Below are 793 nucleotides of genomic sequence, written 5' to 3'. Positions count from 1 at the left end.
TGACGCACAAAACCGCCTCACCGCCGACCACCAAGGCTGGGGCACCTTGCGCTACGGCTACGACGCCTGCAGCCAGCTGAAAAACCTGCGCCTACCAGACAACAACCGCATCACCTTCAACCACGACAAAGGTGGCCACCTCGCCACCGTCGAACTGAATGGCAAAACCCTCACCTCCCACCTGTTCAAAACCGGAAAAGAACGCCAGCGCCAACAAGGCCAGCTCCTCAGCCACTACGATTACGACGAGCAAAACCGCCTACACGCCCACGCGGTAACTCAAGAAAACCATGACCTCTATCGCCGCCACTACGACTACGACAAAACCGGCAACCTGACCCGCCTGCTCGACACCCGCAAAGGCGAACACCACTACCACTACGACCCCCTCGCCCGCCTGACTAGGTCCGATCACTCGCAAGATGTGCAGGAACGCTTCGGCCACGACCCGGCGGGCAATCTGCTGATGCAAGACCGACCCGGCCCGGACATCGTCGCGGGGAATCGGTTGGTGATTCAGGGCGATCATCATTATGACTATGACGCCTTCGGTAACCTGATCCGCCAAAAGCGCGGCAAGGGCCATCAGCTCGTTACCGAGTACCGTTACGACTGTCAGCATCGGTTGATTGGCATCACCCAGCCTAACGGGCAAACAGCCAGCTATCGCTACGACCCGTTTGGTCGGCGCATCAGCAAAACCGTTGATGACATAACCACGGAGTTTTTCTGGCAAGGCGACAAGCTGGTTGCGGAGCATCACGCAGATCGTCACCGCAGTTACCTCTACGAA

General features: G+C 58.4%; 1 protein-coding gene. It reads left to right on the top strand.

The genetic code is table 11. From position 1 onward, the window contains the following. The coding region (locus FW764_RS28060) for an RHS repeat domain-containing protein (protein ID WP_446436720.1) at positions 1-793 on the top strand (793 nt) is incomplete at both ends.

The organism is Pseudomonas sp. 1152_12 (assembly GCF_052850675.1).
This window is presented reverse-complemented; position numbering and strand designations above follow the sequence as displayed.